This is a genomic window from Pseudalkalibacillus sp. Hm43 (assembly GCF_054170705.1).
The window spans coordinates 631,471-648,448 of record NZ_CM135129.1 but is presented as its reverse complement, the minus strand read 5'-3'; the positions used below and the strand labels follow the sequence as shown (position 1 = coordinate 648,448).

Sequence of the window (16,978 nt, the reverse complement as noted above, 5' to 3'; positions counted from 1 at the left end):
GGCGATGATTACATACTATCACTTACAAATGACATTCATACCTTCCCTCGACGAACGCGGGAAGTTTCTCATATGGGTCACACGCCCGAATGGCGAACCGATTTCCATCAGCAAGTCCAGGTTGCACTGGCTGCTTGGGGAATCGGGGATTTCGCATGTTTTCACAAGTGAAAAAGAAGAGAGCAAAACGCTCATCGTAGATTGGGATGAAAAGCATTACGAAGTGGAAGGACTGCTCGTCGACATGTGGCGGGTGTACCTCTTTTTACAGCAGCCAGTCGCACATACGACAAAGGGCTCCTTTTATTTCGGTGAAAGTTTCGTGTATTGGGAGACAGTCGCGAGAAGTCTTGAAACACTCATACGGGGCGGACAATACTTCCCGACAATCTATGAAATCACGAAAGAGAAGCGGCATTATGCCTATGCGCAGTGGATGATTGCGAGAACCGTACTCGAAGGTCAAGCGCTTTCCGATTGGTTGAAATCCGCCTCACCACTTATCTTCTCATTTGAGCATCTTTCAACGTTCCCAATCCGCGAGTGGCAAAATCTGATGATCGACATCTGGGCGGACCAGATCATCAAAGTCCATCTCACCTCTGGACCTGAAATCGATTTGGAAGGCTTAACTGTGGAACATTCAGATATCATGGTCCGATGGGAAAAAGCGCTTCTAACTTCAAATGCGAGCTTTTTCCATATCGTCGATCAGAAGTCGGAGCTTCAACAATTGCACATCCTGATTCGTGAAGTGCGGAAGTGGCATGCGCCAATCAGCACAGATTCCTTCCGTACATTGGAAAAAGGGCTAGTCAACTTCAAGCAGCCGTTCATCCAGACAGGTTTTACCGTCGGATCGATGGACATCAACTGCTTCCCTATGGATGACGAAGAGATGAGACATTGGGGCGTGCAGATCTACATCACAGGTGAACAAGAAGGGGAATCATTGAGACTACCGATGGATGATCAGCGGATCGTCCGTTCATATATTAAAAACTGGGTAGATGACCGCATCAATTACCTCGTTCAGATGGATGATGCGCTCTATCAGTCCCAACGGAAACTTCGACAATCCGGGACGGCAGAAATTTCGCTCGATACGATGCGTACGCTCCATGAAAACTTGAGTGTACTGAAGTCGATGGACATCCAATTGACGTTCCCGGCTGGCTTGACGCTCGAATCGATGGATCGAGAGGATGTATCGGTCTCTCTGAACGTGAAAAACGACCATGGAGAAGGGGTCGGATTGAGCAGTTTATTGAACTTCAACTGGCAGATTGCGATCGGTGATATCGAGCTGTCAGTCGAAGAGTTCAAACGACTCGTCTACCGACAGCAATACATCATTGAAAAAGACGGTAAATGGATCATGCTGCCGCAATCGAAAATTGAAGAGATTTTCGAGGAAATCGGTGAGCTAGATCCGATCATCCGGAGTAAAGCATCGTTTGCGACATTAGTTGGTGTGAACGCCAAAAATCAGGATTTCGATTCGGACATCGATCTCCACATGGACCGTGAAGTGCAAGACTATCTGAAGTATTTCCTAACACCAACCGAAGAACAATATGAGATTCCAGAAAGTTTCCGAGGTGTGCTCCGTCCTTATCAGAAAAAAGGCTTTCAATGGATGCGTTCGCATCGGGACAAAAGGATCGGTGTTTGCCTTGCAGACGACATGGGGCTCGGGAAAACGATCCAGGCAATCACGTATTTGTTGGATATCAAGCGGGAAGCGAAGCCTCATCTGATCATTTGCCCGACATCGGTTCTTGGCAATTGGAAACGGGAATTAGAACGCTTCGCCCCATCATTGAATTCAAAAGTGCATCATGGAGCGGACCGGGCTAAAGATGTGCCCACCTTCCAACATGAACTTAAAGGTGAAGATGTACTCATTACGAGCTACGCGCTGCTTTTACGGGATCAACATCTATTTGAAAACGAGGAGTGGAATGCGGTCATCCTAGATGAGGCGCAAATGATCAAGAACCCGACTACGAAACAAAGTCGTCTGGTCCGTTCGTTAAAATCAGTTCACCGGATTGCTCTGACCGGAACGCCCATGGAAAACCGCTTGGAGGAGCTTTGGTCGATTTCGGATTTCTTGAATCCCGGTTACCTTGGCAACCGGAGTTCCTTCAGCCAACAGTTCATCCGTCCGATTGAAAAGGAAGGTAAAAAAGAACGGGTCGAAGTATTGAAACGCTTGATACAGCCGTTCTTATTGCGGCGATCCAAGCAACAGACGTCCATTGTCGAAGAGTTGCCGGAAAAAACGGAGACGAAAATCCATTGTCAGCTGACGAAGGAGCAAGCCTCCCTTTATCAGATGGTCGTCGATCAGATCCGAGAAAAGCTTCAGTCTACGACTGGAATGGAAAGACGAGGCACGATACTCGGTGGCATCACGAAATTGAAGCAGGTTTGTAACCATCCATCCTTGTTGACGTGGGATGAACCGATTGCTTCTCACTCCGGGAAGATCACCGAGTTTCTGCAAATTTTAGACAGTAAGGTGAAGGAAGGGGAAAAAGCCCTCGTCTTCACTCAATATGTCAAAATGGGTGATTTACTGAAGGGATTGTTGGAAAAGGAAACCACTGAAATGAAGGTGTTCTTTTTACATGGAGGCATTCCGTCGCAGAAGCGTGAACAGATGCTGAAGCAATTCCGGGAAACGGAATCGAAGAAATGCGTATTCATCTTGTCAATTAAAGCGGGTGGAGTCGGATTGAATCTGACCGAAGCCAATCATGTCATCCATCTCGACCGTTGGTGGAATCCTGCGGTTGAAAACCAGGCAACGGACCGTGCATACCGGATCGGTCAGGAGCAAAACGTGAGCGTGTATAAAATGATTACGAAAGGGACGCTTGAAGAAGGAATCGATAAATTGATTGATCGGAAGTCCCATCTCACCTCACAAATCGTCAGTCATGAAGATCAATGGGTGACGGAAATGAGCGATAAAGAATTGATTGAGCTGATTCGGTTACGGGAGAAGGTGCTGCACTCATGACGAAAAAAGGGCGAAAGTCGGAAACGAAACTCCAACAATGGTTGAATCAGTTTTCAGAACGTGTGGACTATACCAGGTTCCAAAAAGGAATGAACCTTTACAACGATCATCGTGTCCATGGCTTTCAGGTGTTTCCGAATCATTTCGAGTGCCAGATTGAAGGGCAGCATGATCCGTATGAAGTTCGAGGATACTACAGGCTGGAAGACGGTATACCGATTTTGAACGATTATGAGGTGGTATGCTCCTGTCCTGATGAGAAGCCGATCTGTAAACATGGCGTTTGTGCGACGATGTTTTTCATACTGAATGAACTGTCTACGGAACAGAAAGATACAGAAGACAGGGTTAGAATGGAACGATCGGCACAAATCGAAGAACCATTGAACGAACTGCAACAAAAAGTGGCAGCACAAACGAGTTCAATTTTAGAGCTCCATTCGTATAGAGGAAGCCGAAACATACCAAACAAGGATTACATTGAAACGGTCCATGCTCGTGTTGTATCGGTGATGGACGAATTGAAGAAAAGACAGTAAGAGGGTTGACCTGCATCAGGTCAACCCTTTTGACTTGCGTATGCTGTTGATTAAGTATGAGTGCTTATGCAGGTTGATCCTGATAGGTTGGAGGGACAATCTCATAATAAGCTCGATTATAGGTGATGACTTGTTGTCCTTGTACAGTGACGATTCGGTCTTCTGTAATGCGGATGACTCTGCCTTCGACTGGGAGCTTCTTCATCATATCCTCTCCTTTAAAATAATGAATGGATGAAACCTATACTTTTATATACCCGTTTTTCAGAAAAATGAACATTTTTAACATAAAACTACAAAAGTTACAAACATATGACAATGAAAGACAATTCTCTGCGAGCCGAACGATATGAGATTTCTTCATACGTATGTTATATTTTGAGTAGAGGCAAGGAACGTTTCAGAAAGGGGTTTTTGTATTATGAAACTGCGCGGTATCGAACCGACACCAAGTCCGAATACAATGAAGTTGATTGTAGATGAAGCCTTACCGAGCGGGAAAAACATGAATTTCAAAGCAGACCAGATAGATGAAGCACCCGCACCGTTGAATGCATTGTTAAGCATCGAAGGTGTGAAAGGACTTTACTATGTTGCTGATTTCATCGCGCTCGAACGGAATGCGAAGCACGATTGGAAAGTGATTCTGCCGAAAGCCCGTCAAGTGATGGGAGATGAAACAGCTGAGGTAGAGGCGGAGCAAGAGGAAAAGGATGAAGATTTTGAAGAGATCAAAGTGTTCATCCAAAAGTTCCGTCGTATTCCGATGCAAATCAAACTGATCAAAGGTGAAACGGAAGAGCGAGTCGGTTTACCAGACCGATTCATGGAAACCGTCATGGCGGCTCAAAGTGCTTCAGACAATGTTGTGATGGAGCGTCAATGGATCGAGCAAAGTCCACGTTACGGTGACATGGATGAGGTCGGTAAAGAAGTGGCAGAAGAAATCAGTGCCGCTTATGATGACGCACGTCTATCTGCCTTGAAGGAGCAGGCATTTGAACAAAATACGGCTGACATCTCTAAGCGAAAACAAGCGTACAAAGTGACGATGGATATGATGGAACAGCCTGATTGGAAAGATCGTTACGCAGCGCTCGAACAGATGGAACCGACGAAAATGGATCTTCCTGTACTGGAAAAAGCGTTGGATGATGAGAAAACATCTATTCGTCGTCTGGCAACCGTTTACCTAGGTATGATTGAAGACCAAGAAGTGCTTCCATACATGACGAAAGCACTCCAGGATAAAAGTGTGACAGTCCGTCGAACGGCCGGAGATTGCATGTCGGACCTCGGATTTAAAGAGGCAATTCCAGTGATGATCGATTCGTTGAAGGACAAGAACAAACTCGTCCGCTGGCGTGCAGCGATGTTTTTATATGAAGTTGGAGACGAGTCAGCGATTCCAGCATTGAAAGCAGCGAAAGACGACCCTGAATTCGAAGTGGCGATGCAAGTGAATATGGCTTTAGAACGGATTGAAGGCGGGGAAGAAGCGAAAGGTTCCGTATGGAAACAGATGACGGAAACGATTCAAAAAGGCAAGTAACGGAAAGTCAATTGATGTTTCAATGACCTCATGATAAAGTTAATGAAAGACAAAGAATAATGGAGGTATGTTCCATGTCCATGGCATATGAAGAATATATGAGACAACTTGTACAACCAATGAGAGATGAATTGACAGAAGCAGGTTTCAAAGAGCTTCGCACACCTGAAGAAGTCGATGAATATATGGAAAACGCTGAAGGTACGACACTCGTGATGATCAACTCTGTTTGTGGTTGCGCTGCAGGTCTAGCACGTCCTGCCGTACGTACAGCAGCTCAACTTGAAAACGCACCAGACCACCTTGTAACTGTATTTGCCGGCCAAGATAAAGTCGCAACTTCAGTCATGCGTTCTTATTTCTTGGATGTTGAACCATCTTCTCCTTCAATCGCACTGTTGAAAGGTAAAGAATTGGTCCACTTCGTACCAAGAGAAGAAATTGAAGACCATGATCCGGAAGATATCGTCCAGAACCTGACGAACGCATTTGAAACCCACTGCAAATAAAAAGGGCATACAAAAAACAGGATGACAACGATGCAGACCCTATCAAATTTTGATTTGATAGGGTTTTTTCTTCTTATTACAAAAAGGAGTGATGGCAATGACTTCACCAATCATCCGTGTTGAAAATCTTGCGAAAACGTTCAAGGGGAATGTACAAGCAGTGAAGGATGTGACCTTTGAAGTAGACGAAGGGGAGTTTTTCGCTTTTCTCGGACCGAATGGAGCTGGGAAATCGACGACCGTCCAAATGCTGACCACGTTATTGACTCCTACAGCAGGATCCATCACCGTTGCAGGTTATGATACGGAAAAAGAACCCGAAAAAATTCGCCAAAACATCGGAGTTGCACTGCAAGAAACGGGTGTGGACCCGAACTTGACAGGCAGAGAGCTTCTCATCCTCCAGTCGAGGTTGTTCGGTTTGAATGGTTCGCAAGCGAAAGAGCGGGCAAACGAGCTGCTTGAACTTGTAGATTTGACTAGTGATGCGGATCGTCAGTGTGGCAACTATTCCGGTGGTATGAGGCGTCGACTTGATTTGGCGCTCGCTCTCGTACATAGCCCGAAGGTGCTTTTTCTCGATGAACCGACGACTGGACTTGATCCGATGAACCGAAAAGCGGTATGGGAAGAAATCCGGCATCTCAATAAAGAGCTCGGTACGACGATCTTTTTAACGACACAATACCTGGAAGAAGCGGACCAATTGGCGGATCGGATCAGTATCATAGACAAGGGAACCATCGTCGCAACGGGAACCGCAGAGGAATTGAAAAGCTCGATCGGTGTGGATCTCGTCACGTTACAGTTTGAATCGCGGGATGACGCACTGAGCGCGAAGGAACTGTTCACAAACAAATCCGAGAATGTCATCGACTTGAAGGAGCAACTGCAAATTTACATTGAAAACGGTACGGCACAATTGCCAGAGATGATCCGACAACTCGATGAATCCCACATCCCATTGGTAAAACTGAACGTCTCGCCTCCGACATTGGATGATGTGTTTCTGAACGTTACGGGTGAGCGTTTGAAAAAGTCACAAAGGAGTGTGGAGCAGGCATGAGCAAAGCTTCGTTTTTCGTCGAGACGTATCTACATACCAAAAGAAGCGTGTTAGTCACGCTCCGTAACCCTTTCACCTTCATTCCGAACTTGATGATCAGTTTGTTTTTCCTATTCGTGTATGAGGGCGGATTAAGTGGCATTTCTGAGCTACCGGAATTCGAGGGAGCCAACTATTTGGCATTCATTTTACCGGTATCGATCGTTTCTGCTGCCATCGGTGGGGCTGGTGGAGCGGGGCAATCCCTCGTTCGAGACCTGGAAAATGGATATTTCTCCAAGCTGTTGTTGACGCCGTCTTCACGGCTGGCGATTGTTCTAGGTCCGATTATCGCCGGAATGCTCCAGCTCTGTGTCCAGACGATACTAATCCTTGTCGTAGGACTTCTGTTAGGCTTGGAAGTGGCAACCGGTGTCGGTGGGATGCTTGTGGTCATACTCATCGCAATCGGATGGGGGCTTGCATTTGCAGGCTATTCTGCTGGCGTCGCTTTACGGACGAAGAATGCACAGGCTGCACAGGCCGGTACGCTCATCTTTTTCCCTCTCATTTTTTTGAGTACCACGTTCGTTCCGTATGAGCTGATTGAAGCGCAATGGCTGAGAGTAGCAGCAGTCATCAACCCGACGACGTACATATTTGAGAGCATGCGTGCGGTGTTGATCGACGGTTGGGTGTGGGAAGAACTTGTGAAAGGTTTGACAGCGATCGTAATCATTTGTGTAATCACAATCAGTTTTGCTGCATTGAACGCGAAGAAAGCGGTCAGTCGCGGATAAAACGATAGAAAAAGGACCCAGTGCTTGGGTCCTTTTTTAAGTCAATGATTCGGTTGTCGCTGTTTCCTGAGCTTCGGCATCCACCAATTCCAGTGGCCCATCAGCTTCATAAGGGAAGGAACGAGGACCATCCGGACGAGTGTTGCGTCGAGGAAGATTGCGAGCGCGATCGATACCCCCATTTGTTTGACGGGCACAACGCCGGTAAACGCAAACGCGCCTGTCACAACGATCATAATCAACGCAGCGGATGTGATGATTTTACTCGTTGATGTCAAGCCCATCAAGGTCGCATAGTCATTGTCCTTCGTTTCCTCGTAATATTCTTGGATGCGGGAAATGAGGAAGACCTCGTAATCCATGCTGAGTCCAAATACGATACCGAACGTGAATACTGGAATCATCAGACCGATGCCATTAACAGGGTCGACGAAATGCCCTTCCTGGAAAATCCATACGACGATGCCGAATGTTGCACTCAAGCTGATCACATTCATCACGATGGCTTTTAACGGTATGAATAGTGAACGGAACGCAATCAACAATATGATATAGGTGGTAAGGAGAACGAAAGCCACGGCATATGGTGCTTTTTCATAGATTTCATCGAAAATCTCCTGGGTGAATTTACTGTTTCCTCCCAGAATCAGTTCATATTCCTCATAAGTCCCGTTCCACTCTCGAACCCAGTCTTTCGCTTGGCTGGATGTCGTATCCACGTTCAGATAGACTCGGAAGATGGACTTATCCTCTTGAACATACGACTCAACCGCTTTATTCAGACCGGAAGGAAGTGTTTCGGATTCCACCATGGAATGGAGTTGTTCGGGTGGTACACCTGTTGTTGAGAAGACGGATTCGACTCGATCTACGATGGGTTCATCTTTCAGTTCGTTTTGCAGATCTTCCAGATCATCCAACGTTTCCTTCGAGTCGAGGAGCTCTTCTCCACCATCAACAATCATCGTGACAGGATACAACTCTTGTTCACCGAACGTGTCTTTGAACGTCTCGAACGCCTGTCTCGATTCGTATGACTTCGGTAAGGCTTCGGCTTCCGGAATGGTCAAGTTCAAGTTGCCTAGGGGCAGGATCGCCGTGATGAGAATGACGAGTGCAATCAGGAACATGGAAACCGGACGCTTCATGACGAATTGGGCGAATCGATACCAGTTGCTCACTTTCTTTTCTTTTGCTTTTAAAACTTTCCATTTATTGATTTTGTGTCCCAGTATCCCTAAAACTGCAGGGAGGAATGTAAGGGCACAGATCACCGATAAGATGACGACGACCATCCCCCCGATCGCCACCGTTTGGAAAATATCGATGTCGATGAACAGCATGGAAGAGAGTCCTAGGAACACGCAGAGCCCGGAAAAGGCGATCGACCTGCCGGCAGTTTGGATTGAAACGTCAATCGCTTGCTCGATGGATCTCTTATCGATCTCTTCACGGAACCGATTAACAAGGAGTAATGCGAAATCGATTCCAAGTGCAAGACCGATCATCGGGACGACGTTCAACAGGAAAATGGACAAATCAAGCTCCTGTCCGATGAAATAAAGGATCCCGAGAGAACTGACGACACTTACGACGCCGATGAGTAGTGGAATGAATGCTGCCACAACGCCACCGAATGCGAAAAGAAGGATGATGAGCGCAGCAGGGATACCAATGGCTTCAGCTCGCTTCAAATCTTCTTGACTAGCTTTGTTCATGTCTTCAGAAATGACCGCGCCGCCTGTCAGACTCGCATTGAAATCCTCAGTGTCTTCCAGGTTCTCTCGGATCTGTTCAATGGAATCTTTCAGTTCGGTAAAACTTTTATCAAATCCGAGAAGAATGTAAGCGATATTGTCTTTGGCCATTTTTGTGTTTTGGTTGGGGGAGGTGATGCTTGAAAGATGATCCACTCCCTCTAAGTCTTCGATTGTATCTCGCACGTAATTCTTGAATTCATCTGAATCAGCCTTATAGCTTTCTGACTCTATGACGATCGTCATGGACGATTTCGGTTGATTGAAATCTTCTTTAAGGATCTTTTGAGTCTCATTGAAAGAGCCTTTGGTTTCGAAACCACTGCCTTCAAGAATTGAAGGCATTTTCCAGGCGAACAGCCCGAGTGCAATCGCAAGGATACACCATAGAAAGATGATGGTTTTCTTGAAACGGAACAAAAGGGTACTGTACGTATGTAAAAATGAATTTCTCATGATTTCCTCCAAATCAAACAGATGATATGTGGATATTATACACTTGATGATGGGAATGTATGGATAATTCTGCATAAAAAAAGATCCGATTGTGATATCTTACAATCAGATCTAATGAGTTTGGCTGTTTTTGACATGCAAAAAAACACACTGGAGTAGTTTACACTTTAGTAGGCATTGAGCGAATTCACTTGAATCAGCGATTAGTGGTCTTTACCTTTTCCCCCACCGGCACAGGCGCAACCGACGATGATCAAGAGAATGAATAAAACGACGATGATCGTGAATCCATGACCATATCCATCGCAGTATCCATCGTATCCATAACCATGGTGCATCGGATAACAATGATCATATCCGTAGTCCATTTCCTTTTTCTTAGGCATATATTTTTTCATCTTTTCCAACAGACTTCCCCTCCAAATTTGATATAATCTGTTCTGTCTTACTACAAAATATGTACAATTGCCTTATATGCAACGGGGACACTAGTGGAATTTTTGTGTACAAACCTATTTTTTCGAGGTGTTTAGAAATGATCATTACGACTGGTGGAAAAGCGAAAATCGAATTGAAACATCGGGCAAAAGAAGTCGGTAACGAGCTAGGGATACCGTATGTGGATCGGCAGGATCGCTCGATTGATAAAATGATGGACCTCGTGGAAGACGGAATCATTGTCGTGCGAAGAGAAAGATTTCTCTTTTATCCGAAAGGGTCTTCCAGTCCTGTATTCTTCCATCCGAATTCCTCGCTTTTCAGAATCAAACGATTGATGAGAGGAGAGGACGACCCTCTTGTACGAAATGCTCGATTGAGAGAAGGGATGTCCATTTTAGATTGTACATTGGGGTGGGCTTCGGACAGTATCGTTGCGAGCTTTGTAGTCGGAAAGAATGGTAAAGTCGTCGGTATTGAAGGGAGTTCGACGATTGCTTTACTTACAACACTTGGCCTGAAAGTCTATGAAGATGAAAATCCTCTGATTTATGAAGCGATGCGTCGTGTTGAGGTGAAGGAGGGGGATCATCTGGATTATTTGCGGCAATGTCAAACAGATAGTTTTGATGTCGTCTATTTCGATCCGATGTTCGAGGAAACGATCGTCACTTCAGATGGCATTGCACCGCTGAAGGACTTTGCAGTGTACGAACCGATTTCTGAAGAAATCATCGAAGAGGCAAAGCGGGTCGCTCGAGAGCGTGTCGTGTTGAAAGATCATTATAAGAGCAACCGATTCGCCCAATTCGGTTTCGATGTCGAAATTCGAAAGACCTCTGCCTTTCACTTCGGCCACATTAAAGTTAAATAAGCAATGAGTAGGCACTTGTTCAGAAACCGTTTACTTTTAGAGAAGGGTTCTTTATACTTGGTTTGTAGAGTACAAAATTTTGGAAGGAGTGGTATTGATGAAATTCGTACAGCAGCAACAGCAATTCATCGTTCAACTACATATGGACCGAATTTCAGGTAGATACCACTTGGCGACGTAACACGAACTTTGTTTTGAACGGGTGTTTTGTATACGTGTGAAGCTATGGGTGTTTTCTATCCCATGGCTTTTTTTGTTCGCCAAGTTTTATGATACCAATGATTCAATGATCAAATGTAGTCTTCCTCGTACTAACGCACATGCAGAAAGTTGGTAGAAAAAATGAAAGAAACATGGAGAGCTTACAAAGAAATGGACCGGAATGTCTGGATCCGTTTCATCGGAGAGTCCATCAATGGAATTGCATTCATGATGTTGCTTCCTTTCTTGGCCTTATATTTGAAAGACCGGGTCGATCATATTTGGGAAGTCGGCATTGTCATGGGTGTCTCACCATTAGCATCCGTCTTCGGGACGATGATCGGTGGTCGTCTCGCAGACATTTACGGCCGGAAGCCGTTGATGGTTGGCTCAATGGCAGGAAATGCAGTCGTGATGCTTGGATTCGTCTGGTTTGACGGGTTTTGGGCGTTCGTTATCTTATCGTTGTTTTTAGGATTTTTCAATTCGTTGTTCCATCCTGCTGCCTCTGCAATGGTTGCGGATGTGACGGAGCCGGATAAACGGACAGAAGCATTCGGCCTTTTAAGGATGGGGCACAACATCGGTGCTGCCATCGGACCTTTAATCGGTGCTTCGGTCGTGCTTTTCTCGAAGCAGGTCATTTTTATGGTTTCTGCGGTGAGCATGTTCTTCTATGCGCTCATCGTCTTGATCTGGATCCGGGAAAGCTTACCGAAATCTGAGAAAAAAGAAACTCTTGAGGAAGCTTCTCAGAAAGAAGAGAAGCAAGATCTTCCGAGCCCATTCCAAGTGATTTTACGAGACAAGTTATTGTTCATCTTCATCATCACTGGAGTCGTCATTTCGATGTCGTTCACGCAAACGGAAGGGATGCTGCCGCTCCACTTCGATCAAACGTTGCCGAACTTGACAGATGCACAGAATCCGTTCACTTACATGCTTGCGTTCAACGGATTGCTCGTCGTCTTGTTCCAGTTTCCGATCTCACGATGGGCAGGGAACCGGGCAATCGGAAAAGTGATGCTTTATGGCTGTATCTTGTTTGGATTCGGACTTCTCGCAGTCGGTTGGCTTCCACAAGCGTTCACTGCCATCGGAACAAGTTACTGGGCGATCATGCTCATATTCCTTGCGATTTATGGCATTTACACATTAGGTGAGATGCTCATGTCACCTGTACAAATGACATTCGTAGCCAATCTTGCACCGGAACACTTACGAGGAACCTATATGGGGGCTGCAGGTCTTCAATGGATTCTTGGTGGTGTAACCGGTCCATTGCTCGGAGGTTACTTGCTTGATCTGGGACTTGGAAACATCCTTTACACGATCCTGGGTATCGGCTGTATCATTGCAGGAATCATCTATCTTTCACTTGATCGTTGGGTAGATGACCGCCCGAGTGCAGAGTCTTCCGTCACTCAGGGAAATGTTTCGACTGTAAACCAATAAGCTATGTTAAAATGAACACTAACCGACCCTTACTCCCATTTTGGAGTAGGGGTTTCTTAATCGATGGCGAAATGATATTAGAAATGCTCTAACGACATCATCTACTTTCTAAAAGTTTGAAAAGGAGCGGTCATTCATGATTGATTTACGAAGTGACACGATAACAAAACCGACAGAAGAAATGCGAAGAGCGATGTATGAAGCAGAAGTTGGCGATGACGTATACGGAGAAGACCCGACTGTCCAACGTCTTGAAGAGAAAGCGACTGAAATCCTTGGAAAAGAAGCAGCATTATTCGTGACGAGTGGCACGCAAGGGAACCAGATTGCCGTACTTACTCATTGTCAGCCTGGGAACGAGGTATTGCTCGAGGAGGATGCTCACATTTTTTACTATGAAGGTGGAGCGATATCAGCATTTGCAGGCGTTCAGACTAGAACAATCAAAGGCGAACGGGGTAAAATCCGACCAGACCTATTGAAAAATGCGGTGCGCGGTGACGATATCCATTTTCCTGAAACGGGATTGATCTGTATAGAAAACACGCACAATCGCGCAGGTGGTGCAATTGTACCGATCGAGAACATGAGAGAAGTTCATCAAGTCGCACAGGAACACAAGATTCCAGTCCACCTCGATGGAGCTCGATTGTTCAATGCCGCTGCGGAATTGGAGTTACCTGTTTCTGCATTCACGGAACACACGACGACAGTACAGATCTGCCTTTCCAAAGGACTCGGTGCACCAGCTGGGTCCATCATCGCAGGCAGCAATGCATTCATACAACGAGCACGAAAATGGAGAAAACGTCTTGGAGGTGGACTCCGACAAGTCGGTGTTTTGGCGGCACCTGGTATGATTGCTATAACGAAGATGGCAGATCGACTTAAGGAAGATCATGTTCGAGCGAGGAATCTTGCGGAAGGGCTGAAAGCGATCGAAGAGTTGGAGATCGTCAACCAAGTGGATACGAATATTGTCGTTGCTGACATTGAAAATACGGGAAAATCGGTTGGACAATTGCTAGAGGACTTGAAGGCTCAAGGTATACTAGCGGTTCCATTCGGACCTACCACAATCCGCTTGACGACACACCATCACATCACTGATCGCGATATCAAACAAACGCTTCGAGTGTTCCATCAACTTTTACAGCCTGTGCAAAAATAATGGACAAAAATTGAAATTAGTCAAAAAGAACTTGCCAAATGCAGGTTCTTTTTGCTAATATATTATGTCGTAACTGGTGTTGTACCTGCAATACAATACTAATGAAATAGGTGATTCAACATGACAAAACCATATCGTGTTTTACTTTATTACAAGTACGTTCCGATTGAGAACGGAGAACAGTTTAAAGATGAACATTTGAAAATGTGTAAAGAGCTCGGTTTGAAAGGCCGTATCTTGGTAGCTGATGAAGGGATCAATGGTACACTTTCAGGTCCCGTTGAAAAAACGGATGCATACATCGAAGCTCTAACAAGCGATGAACGTTTTAAAGATACTGAGTTTAAAATAGATGAAGCAGATGGACATGCGTTCAAAAAGATGCACGTCCGCTATCGTCCGGAACTTGTAAACTCTGGTGTCCTGAAAGAAATCAACCCGAATGTCACGACAGGAAAGCACTTGTCTCCTGAAGAGTTTTACGAAGCGATGAAACTGGATGATGTGATCATCATCGACGCTCGTAATGACTACGAATATGACATCGGACACTTCAGAGGAGCGATTCGTCCGGACATCCAAACATTCCGTGAATTACCGGATTGGATCAAAGAAAATCGTGAAAAATTCGAAGGCAAAAAGATCCTCACATATTGCACAGGCGGAATCCGTTGTGAGAAATTCTCAGGATTCTTAAAAGAAGAAGGATTTGAAGACGTAAACCAGTTACACGGTGGTATTATCAACTACAGCAAGAACCCGAAAACGCAGGGTCAACTTTACGACGGAAAATGTTACGTTTTCGATGAAAGAATTTCAGTGCCAATCAACCAGGTGGAGGAAAAGGTTGTCGGGAAATGTTATTATTGTGGTAAGCCAGAGGATCGCTACGTTAATTGTGCGAACCCAGAGTGTAACCTACAGCACGTAGCATGTCCTGAGTGTGAAGAAGAGCATATGCGCTCTTGCTCAGACGAGTGCCGTGAACACCCACGCAACCGTTATAACAAAGCACAAGAAACTCAAGAAGCATAAATCAAACGAACTAAGAAGCACTGCCATCCGTGGCAGTGCTTTTCTAATGCTTCAGTCGTCCCAGGTACCGCTCGGCAACCGTTGATATCACTACGTTTGTGAGCGGTACCTGGCACTGTCATCATTTTTTACTACCATTTGAATCTTCTTTACTACATAATCGTATATAGTAATGTAGGTTTGAGAAAAAGGGGGATATCACGATGGAAGAGTTACAGATGATCCGCTGGGATTTGGTCATTCCGATCATCATCATTCAATTGATTTTGATTGTTGTCGCTTTAGTGGATCTAATCCGCCACAAAGAGACGAATGGTCCACGTTGGATGTGGGTTTTGATAATTTTATTGGTAAACTTGTTCGGACCGATTTTATATTTCATTTTTGGAAGGAAGCAATAACGATGTCCATGATTAACGTGAATCGTCTCAATAAACAGTTCGATGGGAAGCATGTCGTCAAGAATGTCAGTTTCGACCTTGAGCCAGGAAAGTGTGTTGCACTACTGGGACCGAATGGAGCGGGGAAAACGACGACACTCCGAATGCTCTCTGGTTTGATCCGGTCTACCTCTGGTTCAATTCAATTCGAAGAGTTGAAGGAATCGAAGGACATCCGCCAGCATATCGGTTATCTTCCGCAATATCCCGCTTTCCATGATTGGATGACTGGAAAAGAGTTTCTCGTCTATGTCGGGCAGCTCGCTAATTTAACGAAAAAGGAAGCGTCCACTCGTGCAGATGAGCTGTTGAAACTAGTGGGTATTATCGATGCGTCCGGTCAGAGGATCAGAAAATATTCGGGTGGAATGAAACAACGACTTGGTATCGCTCAAGCGCTCATACATAGCCCGAAACTACTCCTACTGGATGAGCCTGTTTCAGCTCTTGATCCAATCGGGCGTAGGGAGGTCCTCACACTGATGGACAGCTTAAAAGAACATACGACATTGCTGTTTTCGACCCATATCCTGAACGATGCGGAGGAAATTTGTAATGAGCTGCTTGTCATGCATCACGGTGAGATTCTAGAATCAGGTCCGATCCGCGAAGTACGTAACAGACATCAAGTGGAGAAAATCGATATTTGTTTTGCGAATGAAACCGCTGATTATCAGAATCTAATCAGCCAGCTTCCATCAGTCGAGCGAGTGGAAATGAATAAAGACTCTATTCATGTGTTCGTTCAAAATATGAATCAAGGCCGTGAAGAAATTTTAGATGCAGTTCAATTTAACAAATGGCCGCTGACAAAATTCGAAGTCGGAAAAACAACGCTTGAGGATATGTTCATGAAGGTGGTGCAGAAATGAGGCAGTGGGCAGCGGTTTTCAAGAGAGAAAATCTTGAATTATGGCGTAACTTCAAGTGGATTTGGGTACCGATCGTCTTCGTTTTGCTTGGTGTTATGGATCCAATCAGTACATATTATTTGCCGAAAATCCTTGATGCTGTTGGGGGTATGCCGGACGGCGCAACCATCAACCTCCCCGAATTCCTGGCGGAAGACATCTTGATGGCAAGTCTTAGCCAGTTCAGCCAGCTCGGTGTTTTGATCATCGTTTTGATGACAATGGGTATGATCGCTCGTGAACGGCGTAGCGGAGTTGCAGAGTTGATCCTTGTGAAACCGGTCAAATACAGTACGTACATCACCGCTAAATGGGCTGCAACGGTGTTACTCGTATGGGTATCACTGGCATGTGGCGTGTTGATGAGCTGGTATTATACAAGCGTATTGTTCGGAGAACTCTCGTTCAGCCAATTCATGCATACATTGCTGTTCTACAGCTTGTGGTTGATCCTCGTGGTGAGCATTTCCGTTTTCATGAATACGCTCGTCAAAAATTCAGGCGTTGTAGCATTTTTGACGTTCATCACCATAATCGCATCAAGCATCCTGACAAACATATTCAATAAATATCTTGTATGGAGCCCGAACCGTTTATCAGAATACATCATGGATACGTTGAACACCGGAGTGATCCCGACAGAGCTATGGGGGACGGCTGGCGTAACGCTGGTATTGGTCATCATGCTGTTGGTTGCTTCCATTTTTACATTGAAAAACAAAGAATTGGCTTGATGAAGCAAACTCTTTGATTATTTTCCTCCA

16 protein-coding genes are annotated in these 16,978 nt (G+C 45.3%); 13 read left to right on the top strand and 3 right to left on the bottom strand.

The window, feature by feature from the left end:
- Window positions 1–4: 4 nt before the first annotated feature.
- Window positions 5–3,031: a DEAD/DEAH box helicase gene (locus ACXQIQ_RS03475; protein WP_439300125.1), complete on the top strand. Its 3,027-nt coding sequence runs from the start codon at window positions 5–7 to the stop codon at window positions 3,029–3,031.
- A complete protein-coding gene (locus tag ACXQIQ_RS03470) occupies window positions 3,028–3,570 on the top strand; it encodes an SWIM zinc finger family protein (protein ID WP_439300126.1) in 543 nt (180 codons plus the stop codon). The genes ACXQIQ_RS03475 and ACXQIQ_RS03470 overlap by 4 nt, the downstream gene beginning before the upstream one ends.
- A 64-nt stretch (window positions 3,571–3,634) precedes the next feature.
- Here ACXQIQ_RS03470 and ACXQIQ_RS03465 read toward each other — a convergent pair whose 3' ends face one another.
- Window positions 3,635–3,778: a hypothetical protein gene (locus ACXQIQ_RS03465; protein WP_458025830.1), complete on the bottom strand. Its 144-nt coding sequence runs from the start codon at window positions 3,776–3,778 to the stop codon at window positions 3,635–3,637.
- Between the two features lie 213 nt (window positions 3,779–3,991).
- On the opposite strand from ACXQIQ_RS03465, the gene ACXQIQ_RS03460 reads away from it, so the two are divergent.
- The 4 genes from ACXQIQ_RS03460 to ACXQIQ_RS03445 all read left to right on the top strand — a co-directional run bounded on the left by ACXQIQ_RS03460 (window position 3,992) and on the right by ACXQIQ_RS03445 (window position 7,476).
- Window positions 3,992–5,122 (top strand): conserved virulence factor C family protein, encoded by a 1,131-nt coding sequence (locus ACXQIQ_RS03460; RefSeq protein ID WP_439300128.1) that lies wholly within the window; start codon window positions 3,992–3,994, stop codon window positions 5,120–5,122.
- 74 nt (window positions 5,123–5,196) lie between these two features.
- A complete protein-coding gene (locus ACXQIQ_RS03455) occupies window positions 5,197–5,631 on the top strand; it encodes a BrxA/BrxB family bacilliredoxin (RefSeq protein ID WP_439300129.1) in 435 nt (144 codons plus the stop codon).
- Window positions 5,632–5,728: 97 nt separating this feature from the next.
- A complete protein-coding gene (locus ACXQIQ_RS03450) occupies window positions 5,729–6,697 on the top strand; it encodes an ATP-binding cassette domain-containing protein (protein WP_439300130.1) in 969 nt (322 codons plus the stop codon).
- Entirely contained in the window at window positions 6,694–7,476 is a 783-nt protein-coding gene (locus ACXQIQ_RS03445) for an ABC transporter permease (RefSeq protein WP_439300131.1), read from the top strand. The genes ACXQIQ_RS03450 and ACXQIQ_RS03445 overlap by 4 nt, the downstream gene beginning before the upstream one ends.
- A 41-nt stretch (window positions 7,477–7,517) precedes the next feature.
- Here ACXQIQ_RS03445 and ACXQIQ_RS03440 read toward each other — a convergent pair whose 3' ends face one another.
- Complete coding sequence (locus tag ACXQIQ_RS03440) at window positions 7,518–9,689, bottom strand: MMPL family transporter (RefSeq protein ID WP_439300132.1); 2,172 nt, start codon at window positions 9,687–9,689, stop codon at window positions 7,518–7,520.
- A gap of 203 nt (window positions 9,690–9,892) precedes the next feature.
- On the bottom strand, window positions 9,893–10,087 hold the full coding sequence (locus ACXQIQ_RS03435) for a YjcZ family sporulation protein (protein ID WP_439301943.1): 195 nt from the start codon (window positions 10,085–10,087) through the stop codon (window positions 9,893–9,895).
- A gap of 137 nt (window positions 10,088–10,224) precedes the next feature.
- Between ACXQIQ_RS03435 and ACXQIQ_RS03430 the strand changes: the two genes are divergently transcribed.
- From ACXQIQ_RS03430 to ACXQIQ_RS03400, 7 genes are all read left to right on the top strand, one after another.
- Window positions 10,225–11,001 carry a class I SAM-dependent methyltransferase gene (locus tag ACXQIQ_RS03430; protein ID WP_439300133.1) on the top strand — a complete coding sequence of 259 codons (777 nt, stop codon included), beginning with the start codon at window positions 10,225–10,227 and terminating at the stop codon, window positions 10,999–11,001.
- A gap of 342 nt (window positions 11,002–11,343) precedes the next feature.
- The gene (locus ACXQIQ_RS03425; protein WP_439300134.1) at window positions 11,344–12,657 is read left to right on the top strand and encodes an MDR family MFS transporter; all 1,314 of its coding nucleotides are present in this window, start codon (window positions 11,344–11,346) and stop codon (window positions 12,655–12,657) included.
- Window positions 12,658–12,793: 136 nt separating this feature from the next.
- Entirely contained in the window at window positions 12,794–13,828 is a 1,035-nt protein-coding gene (locus ACXQIQ_RS03420; RefSeq protein WP_439300135.1) for a threonine aldolase family protein, read from the top strand.
- Between the two features lie 120 nt (window positions 13,829–13,948).
- Window positions 13,949–14,863, top strand: coding sequence for an oxygen-dependent tRNA uridine(34) hydroxylase TrhO (trhO, locus tag ACXQIQ_RS03415; RefSeq protein ID WP_439300136.1), 915 nt, complete (start codon window positions 13,949–13,951; stop codon window positions 14,861–14,863).
- Window positions 14,864–15,066: 203 nt separating this feature from the next.
- Window positions 15,067–15,264: a PLD nuclease N-terminal domain-containing protein gene (locus ACXQIQ_RS03410; protein ID WP_439300137.1), complete on the top strand. Its 198-nt coding sequence runs from the start codon at window positions 15,067–15,069 to the stop codon at window positions 15,262–15,264.
- Between the two features lie 2 nt (window positions 15,265–15,266).
- Window positions 15,267–16,175 (top strand): ABC transporter ATP-binding protein, encoded by a 909-nt coding sequence (locus ACXQIQ_RS03405; protein ID WP_439300138.1) that lies wholly within the window; start codon window positions 15,267–15,269, stop codon window positions 16,173–16,175.
- On the top strand, window positions 16,172–16,948 hold the full coding sequence (locus tag ACXQIQ_RS03400; RefSeq protein ID WP_439300139.1) for an ABC transporter permease: 777 nt from the start codon (window positions 16,172–16,174) through the stop codon (window positions 16,946–16,948). The genes ACXQIQ_RS03405 and ACXQIQ_RS03400 overlap by 4 nt, the downstream gene beginning before the upstream one ends.
- The last annotated feature ends 30 nt before the right edge of the window (window positions 16,949–16,978 follow it).